This window comes from uncultured Tessaracoccus sp. (assembly GCF_947255005.1).
Taxonomy (GTDB): Bacteria; Actinomycetota; Actinomycetes; order Propionibacteriales; family Propionibacteriaceae; genus Arachnia.
Window position 1 is genome coordinate 1 of record NZ_CAMYFI010000085.1, and the last position, 7,591, is coordinate 7,591.

Below are 7,591 nucleotides of genomic sequence, written 5' to 3' on the forward strand. Positions count from 1 at the left end.
CGGCGGTCGTCAGCGTCGCGCGAATCGCCGACCCGAGCTGCCCGTCGAGCAAACCCTGATACCCGGCGAGACTCCATGCGCCATCAACCCGCAGCGAGCGCACCACGAGCCCTGCGAGCGGCACCACCAACAGCAACAAACACACCGCGACCGTGCACAGGACCGCCGGCCAGTCACGGCGCCAGGTGAGCGCGTCGCTGCTCGTGCTCTCCGGCAGGAGGCGCAGGGCAGCTTGGGCTCGTCGCTGCCAGGCGCTCGTGATCCAGAGGCAGATCGTCACGACGACCACCTGTGCGATAGAGAGCGCGGCGGCAGCGGAGAGGTTGAATACCTGGGTGGTTTGGAACCAGATCTCCGTCTCGATGGTGTGGTATTTGCCGCGCCCGAGCGTCATCACGATGCCGAACCCGGACGCGCAAAACAGGAACACCAGCGACGCCGCGGAGACGATGGCGGGCACGAGCGCGGGGAGCGTCACGGTGAGGCTCGCGCGCAGCGGGGACGCACCGAGCGCTTGCGCGGCCTGTGCCTGGCGTGGGTCAATGCGCGCCCACAGCGCTCCGACGGTGCGCACCACCACCGAGTAGTTGAAGAACACCATCGCGAGCACGATGCCCACCACCGGCGGCGGCCCACTGAACGCGATGCCCACCACCACCGTCGGGAGCACAAACGGCACGGTCACGAGCCCGCGCAGTAACTGCTGGCCGGGGAAGCGCAACCGATACAGCACATACGCACCGACGATGCCGGCCGCGACGCACAGCAGCGTCGCGAGTGAGGCCGTGCCGAGCGTGAACCACAAGGCACGCCAGGTGCGCTGCGACGTTGCCACTTTGACGAAACCGTCGAGCGTCCAGCCCGTCTCGTCGCGGAAGCCCCTGGCCACCAGCGTCGCCGCTGGCCAGGCGAAGAAGAGGGCCAGAAATACAGCTGGCACCGCCGCGACGGCGACCCAGGCGACGGCGCCAGCTCGAGGAAGGAGCCTCGTCACTGACCGAGGGCCTCGGTCCACTCGTTCAGCCAGTGTTCGCGACCTTCGTTGATCTTCTCCGGCGACAGCTCAATGGGCTTCACAGCCAGCGGCGCGAACTTCGCCCAATCCTCAGGTAGCTTCGTGTCGGCAAGGGCCGGGTACATGTACATGTTGTCCGGGATGGAGGCCTGCACCTCGGGGGAGAGCAGGAAATCGACGAACTTCTTGGCGCCCTCCGGGTTGGCTGCGCCCTTCAGCACCGCCGCGTATTCCACCTGCCGGAAGCAGGTTTCAGGAAGGTTCACCGTCGTGGACTTCCCGTCGTCGCCAATCGTCCACGCGGGAGAAGACGCGTAGCTGAGTACGAGCGGACGTTGGCCCTTGCCCTCTCCTTGCGAGAACTCGACGTTGTAGGCCTCGGTCCAGCCTGCCACGACGCTCATGCCGTTGGCGTCGAGCTGCTTCCAGTAGTCGAGCCATCCGTCGCCCTTGGCGCCGATGGTGGCGAACATGAAGGCCAGGCCAGGCGACGACGACGCCGGGCTGGAGACGACGAGGAGGTCCTTGTATTCGGGCTTGGTGAGGTCGTCGAGGGTCTTGGGAATCTCGAGCTTCTTCTCTTCGAACCATTTTCGATCAGCGTTGATGCACACGTCGCCGAAGTCGATGGGGGACATCTGCTGGGTGGCCATGGCCTTGGCTTGCTCGTCGAGCTTGTCGGAGAGGTAGGGGTCGATGACGCCTTCGGATTCGGCACGGGAGGCGAAGGTGTTGTCGATGCCGAACGCGACATCCCCCAGCGGGGAATCCTTGGTGAGCAGCAGCTGGTTCACCATCGCGCCTGCGTCATCCATGGGGGAGTAGGTGACTTCCAGGCCTGATTCCTTCTCGAACTTCGCCTTCAGTTCGTCGGGAAGGTTGAATGATCCATGAGATACAACCGTCAATTTCTTCGATGCTGTGGGCGGCGACGATTCGGTCGTGGAGTCGGCACCCGATCCGCACGCGACGACAGCGAGGGCAGTGAGCCCCACGGCGAGAACACGGAATTTCATCGTTCCTCCTGGTCTGTTGGGCTTGGCCAAAGCCAAGGAGAATCACTCACTCCCTACGCCGGTACGAACCGGATCAGGTTGAGGGTCTGCAATTCCTGCACTCTCAGCGCCCCGCTGGCGCTCCCCTGTGGTGCTCGAAACACTATCAGGATGGATCAGAGCGGGCGAATGCAGACTCACCGATGCGCAAGAGAGCGTCGCGGATGAGTCGGGCACGCAGCTCGCCAACCCCGTCGATCTCCATGAGCTGAGCCCTGCTGGCGGTGAGGAGTTCTTGCAACGTGTGTTGGGGCAGCAGGAGGTCGACGATGCCCGCGGGCAGGCGGCCGGTTGTCGTCAAGGCGCGGTAGCCGCACGCGGTGAGGTGCTGTTCCAGGTGGACGGCGTGGCCGAACCCCATGCGCTCAGCGATGAGGTGGTGCCCCAGGAGCTCTTCGGGGGTGAAGTTCTGCAGGCTGTCGAGCCGGAAGTCCGACGGTGTGTCGAGGTTGTGGGCGTAGTCCTTCGTGAGCAGCTCGGCCAGATCGTTGAGCGGGGCAGCGAGCTCTGCGTGCTGCATGGCGAGCAGGCGCCCCTCGATACCCAGGATGGTGATGTTGAAGTCCATCTCCGCGGAGAGGCGTCGGGCCAGCTCGTAGCGGTGCGCGACGGCGGCGAGGTCGCGTACAGTCACCTGGTTCGCCACTTCGAGGGCGGTGAGCTGGTCGACGGTTTCCTCCAGCCGCTGCACGACGCTGTTGAGGGCGCCGAGGGTCTGGGTACCGCGGCTGATGACGTCGCCGGCCTTTTCAACGACGTGCCGTCGCCCGTTGATGAACAGCGAGACGGTGCCCATCGATGCCGAAACGCTAATCACGGGCACACCGGCAGCCTGCGCTGTGCGGTCGGCCGAGCGGTGGCGAGTGCCGGTTTCAGCGGTGGGAAGATCGCCGGGCGGCACCATGTGTACGCCTGCTGCGACGATGCGGGTGAGGTCGTTGCTCAGGATGATGGCGCCGTCGAGTTTGGCGAGCTCGCGCAACGCCTGGGCGGAGAAGTCGACGTCGATCTTGAACCCGCCCGACGACACCTTCTGCACCTGGCGGTTATTGCCCATGACGATGAGCGCGCCGGTACGTCCGTGGAGAATGCGGTCGATGCCTTCACGCAGCGCCGTGCCTGGAGCGAGCTGCTTCAGGTAGCGCTGCAACATGGAACGAGACACGGGTCCTCCTCGTGGGATACGTACCAGGATACTGAACACGCCCATGTGCCCGTAGCGAACGCACCGTGGTTTCGCGGTGGTGGTCAATACGATGGCGCTAACTACGTGCGAAAGGACAGCCATGGCAGACCCCATCACTGCGCTGCGGGAAGGCGAGACGGTGACCGAGCGTCGCCACGCCGCGCTCGAACTCGGAACCACCAACGCCTACGGGGTAGTGGACGTGCTGGTCGAGCGGCTGCGCGAGGAGCCCGACGGACACGTCCGCGAAGACATCACCTGGGCGCTCGTGCAGCATGCCGACGAGGCGGAGGCGCAGCTGCTGGAACTGCTCGTGAGCGACTCGCCGCACGACCGCTTCTCCGGGGCGCACGTGCTCAGCAAAATTGGCAACCCTGCGCATTTCGAGAAGGTGGCGCCGCTGGTGCTCGACGAGCACCCCGACGTGGCGTTGAAGGCTTACCGGGCGGCGGCGAATACCGGCGGTGAGCGGGCAGCGTCGGTGCTGGGCAAGCGGCTGGGTGACGGCGACGGATGGCAGCGCGACGCCTTGTCGGACGCGTTTCGGAAGCTTGGCGAAGGTGGCGTCCAGGTGCTTGTCGAGGCGCTCGGCAGTGACGATGCCGACGTGCGCGACCACGCCGTCGAGGCGCTCGGATATCTCGGTGAGTACGCTGCCGGGGCGACGGATGCCGTCGAGGAGCGCGTGGCCGATGAATACGAGCCCGTGCGGTTGACGGCGGTGTCGACGCTCGGGCAGCTGGGCGAGGCGGCGGTGCCGGCGCTGGAACGCGTCGCGGCGGGCAGCGATCCGGTGCTCGCGGCGCTGGCGACGCGGTTCCTCGCGGCGTTGCAGGGGTGAGCTGGGGCGTGCTGCGCGTGGGGGCTACTCGCGCGCGGCACGGCGCAGGTCGAGCACGCCGAGCGCGGATCGAGGTAGTTGCTTTGTGGTGTCCACATGACGATCACGGGTGCGCCATCACCGCTGCCCTCCTCCTGATTTCCTCGACGAGCACCCCGCACGAGGCGAGGTATCATCGTCCCGTGCATCAGAGATACCGGATCGTCGGTGGCTGACTATCAGATCCAGCGTTGGGCGTCGTCAAAAGCCGAGGAGCTGCCGGCGACGACGCTCACTCATCCCTTCGGCCCGTCCTGGGACGTCTGGAAGGTGCGCGGCAAGGTGTTCGCGTTGCTCAGTGAGCACAACGGCGAGCCCATCGTGAATCTCAAAGCGAGCCCCGACGACGTCCTCGCGCTCGTCGCGGAGTATGAGCAGATCACGGTGGGCTACCACATGAACAAGCGCCACTGGATCAGCCTGCGCCCGGGCGACCAGCTCGACGAGCGGCACGTCCACGAACTCGTCGTCGAGTCCTACCTGCTCGTCGTCGAAGGCCTACCGCGTAAGGATCGCCCGGTGGACTTAGAACGATTTGCGCCGTTCGAGCGCACCTGAGTGCTCAACAGTGGGTGCTCGCGCATGGTCAACGTGAAGAGTGGAGCCGTCTCGTCGTCATCCCGTGGAAGGCGAGTAGACATCCGAAGCCTGGTGCGACAGCAGCCTTCATGCCGCTCGGTCGATACCTAGCAGATTCTCCTGAGCAGTGAGAACAGCAAGTCCCGGAGACGTTCGAACGTCGGACGCCCGCGCGGAAGCCGCCCTCCGCGAAGGCAGGGGCTGTGCCGTATCATTCTTCTCCTACGTCGACTTTGGGAGGCACGCATGAAGAGCTGGACCATCGGCTTCCTCGCCACGTTGCACATCGATAGCAACCGCAGTCTTCGGCGCGAGCCGAAGGTGACGTTGTTCACCGGCATTACCTCGGGCGCGGGCCTAGAGGCGAAGCTCGATACCGAGTTCCGCCGCAGCCAGGAGTGACGGGGTTGTTGTCGTTCTCGATGCGTTTGTGCGCTGTGTCGTTCGTCTTTCTCGCCGTGCTCCAGTTCGCGACGGCGGTCGATGATGGGCTGTGGCAGTACTGGATCAGCGGTGCAGGGTGTCTGCTCACTGTTTGGGGATGTTGGCGTTTGGGCGGAGCTTGGCGGCACGTGAAGATCACCGAGCCCCCTCCCACGCGAGCCGCGTTGCGCACCCCGGAAGCAGTGAGGTGGGCCCTTGTCGCATTGGCGGGTATCGCCGCTGTCACGATCGCGATGTGGGCGGTGGGCTGAGCGCGTCCGCGCCGCCACGACGATCGACGCACGGCCAGCAGCCCTAGTCGCGCGCGGCACGGCGAAGGTCGAGCACGCCGAGCGCGTCGTGAAGGGTGGGCACTTCCACCACCTTGAGGTTGCCGAGCTTGGGCACGCGGGCGGTGACGTCGCGGGAGCCTTTCGGGACGAGGGCGAGCTCGAAGCCCAGCCTGGCTGCCTCGGCGAGCCTTCGCTCGGTGCCAGGAACCCGTCGAAGATCTCCTGCCAGGCCCACTTCGCCGAGCGCGACGACGCGGCGGGGGTGCTGGCGGTCGAGTGCTGCGGAAGCGACGGCGATGGCGACGGCGAGGTCGACGGATGGGTCGGTGACGCGAGCCCCACCCACCGTCGAGACATAGACGTCGTTGCCGAACAGCGGCAAGCGTGCCTTTCGTTCGAGCACGGCGAGCACCATCGCCATGCGGGAGCCATCGAGTCCGTGTGTGGTGCGGCGCGGATTCTTTTCGTTGGTGGACTGCGCGACGAGCGCCTGCACCTCGGCCAGCAGCGGGCGGCGGCCTTCCATCGTGACCGTCACACACGTGCCGGGCGTGGGCTCCTCATGGCGGGTGGTGAACAAGCCTGACGGGTCTGGCACCTCGACGATGCCCGACTCATCCATTTCGAAGCAGCCGACCTCGTCGGCGGGCCCGAAACGGTTCTTTGTGGCCCGAACCATGCGGAACCCGGAGTGACGGTCACCTTCGAACGACAACACCACGTCGACGAGGTGTTCCATGGTGCGAGGGCCGGCGATGGACCCATCTTTGGTGACGTGCCCGACGATGATCACCGCAATGTTCTCGCGCTTGGCGACGCGCGCGAGGGCGCCGGTGACTTCGCGCACCTGCGACGGGCCGCCGGGCACTCCGTCGGCCTCAGCGGTGGTGATGGTTTGCACCGAGTCGATCACGACGAGGCTGGGGGAGACCTCTTCAATGTGTCCGAGCACGGTGCCGAGGTCGGATTCGGAGGCGAGGTACAGATCGTCGACGACGGTGCCCGTGCGCTCGGCGCGCAGCTTCACCTGCGAGGCCGACTCTTCGCCAGAGATGTACAAGGTGGTGCGCCGAGCCGACGCCCATTTGGCCGCGACGTCGAGCAGCAGCGTCGATTTTCCGACGCCCGGCTCGCCCGCGAGCAAGATGACAGCGCCCGGGACGAGCCCGTCGCCCAAGACGCGGTCGAGTTCGCCGATCATCGTCGGGTAGCGCTTGGCCGATTCCATGGGCACCTGCGAGATGGGCAGCGCCTTCGCCGCGGGCGTGTGCGCGGCCACTTCGCGCAGCTTCGGCGCGCCCCGCTCCACGACGGACCCCCAGGCCTGGCACTCACCACACCGGCCGACCCATCGCGTCGACGTCCAACCGCACTCTGTGCACTGGTAGCTGTCCTGCTTCTTCGCCATGCCCGCAACCTACCCGCTACCTCTGACACAACCCGCCGACGCCGTCGTCGCCCCGGTGTCTGTGCCCGCCCCGGTGTCCCCCGCGCCCGCAAGGCAGAGGTAACCTGTGCGGCTTAGTCCCGGAACATGTGTCACTTGCCTCGGTGTAGCGCGCCGTCGTCGAGAGGCAGGTGACACTTGATCCGCTCTGTTGCCGCACAGGTTGCACCTGCCTGGGAGGGGAACCGACGACGGCGCAACCTGGCCGGGCCCACACCCGGCGTGGTGCCTCATTGTCAAGTCTCCGCGAAATTGGGGTTGTGCCTCAGATAGTTTTCCCCGCGTGACAGGGGGTAGCTGGCGTGTTGTCGGATGCCGCTGATTGGGGGGAGTTTGGGGCGGGTTTGTTGTTCGAGTTGGCGGGTTTTGGTGGCGGCGAGTCGGGTGAGTTCTTGTTGGATGCGGGTGATTTCGCGGGCTGTGGTTGTTGGTTGCAGGGTGGCTTTGTAGGCGGCGAGTTCGGTTTGTTGGGTGGGGCTGAGGATGTTGGCGTCGAGGAGTCGTTGGTAGGGGGTTCGGGGCTGGTCGTAGACGCGTTTGCGGCGGCCTGTGGTGTCGGTAGCCCAGCCGATGGGTTTCTTGGTGGGGGTGAGGAAGTTGAGTCGATCATGTACCAGGGCCCAGAGCTGGTTGAGTAGGTCGAGTTCGGCCGGTGTGTCGTAGCGGCGTACGAGGTGGTTGTTTTTCGGTTCGATGGTGGCGTGGTCGTTGCT

General features: G+C 65.7%; 8 protein-coding genes, 1 pseudogene and 1 riboswitch. Of the genes and pseudogenes, 4 read left to right on the plus strand and 5 right to left on the minus strand.

Features of this window, described 5'->3' with window-relative positions:
• From Q0X61_RS12040 to disA, 3 genes are all read right to left on the minus strand, one after another.
• The coding region (locus tag Q0X61_RS12040) for an iron ABC transporter permease (protein WP_297742975.1) at positions 1-994 on the minus strand (994 nt) is incomplete at its 3' end.
• Positions 991-2,031 carry a thiamine ABC transporter substrate binding subunit gene (locus Q0X61_RS12045; RefSeq protein ID WP_297742976.1) on the minus strand — a complete coding sequence of 347 codons (1,041 nt, stop codon included), beginning with the start codon at positions 2,029-2,031 and terminating at the stop codon, positions 991-993. The genes Q0X61_RS12045 and Q0X61_RS12040, both read right to left, overlap by 4 nt.
• Before the next feature lie 33 nt (positions 2,032-2,064).
• A riboswitch (TPP riboswitch) is annotated at positions 2,065-2,168 on the minus strand.
• An 8-nt stretch (positions 2,169-2,176) separates the two neighbouring features.
• Positions 2,177-3,235 carry a DNA integrity scanning diadenylate cyclase DisA gene (gene disA, locus Q0X61_RS12050; RefSeq protein WP_297742977.1) on the minus strand — a complete coding sequence of 353 codons (1,059 nt, stop codon included), beginning with the start codon at positions 3,233-3,235 and terminating at the stop codon, positions 2,177-2,179.
• A 121-nt stretch (positions 3,236-3,356) separates the two neighbouring features.
• Between disA and Q0X61_RS12055 the strand changes: the two genes are divergently transcribed.
• The 4 genes from Q0X61_RS12055 (at position 3,357) to Q0X61_RS12070 (ending at position 5,410) form a co-directional block, all read left to right on the plus strand.
• Positions 3,357-4,097, plus strand: coding sequence for a HEAT repeat domain-containing protein (locus tag Q0X61_RS12055; RefSeq protein ID WP_297742978.1), 741 nt, complete (start codon positions 3,357-3,359; stop codon positions 4,095-4,097).
• 207 nt (positions 4,098-4,304) lie between these two features.
• Positions 4,305-4,694 (plus strand): MmcQ/YjbR family DNA-binding protein, encoded by a 390-nt coding sequence (locus Q0X61_RS12060; RefSeq protein ID WP_297742980.1) that lies wholly within the window; start codon positions 4,305-4,307, stop codon positions 4,692-4,694.
• A 267-nt stretch (positions 4,695-4,961) separates the two neighbouring features.
• Positions 4,962-5,117 carry a hypothetical protein gene (locus Q0X61_RS12065; protein WP_297742982.1) on the plus strand — a complete coding sequence of 52 codons (156 nt, stop codon included), beginning with the start codon at positions 4,962-4,964 and terminating at the stop codon, positions 5,115-5,117.
• 35 nt (positions 5,118-5,152) lie between these two features.
• A complete protein-coding gene (locus Q0X61_RS12070) occupies positions 5,153-5,410 on the plus strand; it encodes a hypothetical protein (protein WP_297742984.1) in 258 nt (85 codons plus the stop codon).
• Between the two features lie 43 nt (positions 5,411-5,453).
• On the opposite strand, the gene radA is transcribed toward Q0X61_RS12070, so the two are convergent.
• Together radA and Q0X61_RS12080 are read right to left on the minus strand one after the other, a co-directional pair.
• Complete coding sequence (gene radA, locus Q0X61_RS12075; RefSeq protein WP_297742986.1) at positions 5,454-6,839, minus strand: DNA repair protein RadA; 1,386 nt, start codon at positions 6,837-6,839, stop codon at positions 5,454-5,456.
• 275 nt (positions 6,840-7,114) lie between these two features.
• Positions 7,115-7,591, minus strand: a pseudogene (locus Q0X61_RS12080) (hypothetical protein); the annotation flags it as partial.

What these genes read in the sequence shown, in the direction of transcription:
- Q0X61_RS12045 (WP_297742976.1), bottom strand. Translation starts at nt 2,031, where the DNA reads ATGAAATTCCGTGTTCTCGCCGTGGGGCTCACTGCCCTCGCTGTCGTC.
- Q0X61_RS12055 (WP_297742978.1), top strand. Translation starts at nt 3,357, where the DNA reads ATGGCAGACCCCATCACTGCGCTGCGGGAAGGCGAGACGGTGACCGAG.
- Q0X61_RS12065 (WP_297742982.1), top strand. Translation starts at nt 4,962, where the DNA reads ATGAAGAGCTGGACCATCGGCTTCCTCGCCACGTTGCACATCGATAGC.
- radA (WP_297742986.1), bottom strand. Translation starts at nt 6,839, where the DNA reads ATGGCGAAGAAGCAGGACAGCTACCAGTGCACAGAGTGCGGTTGGACG.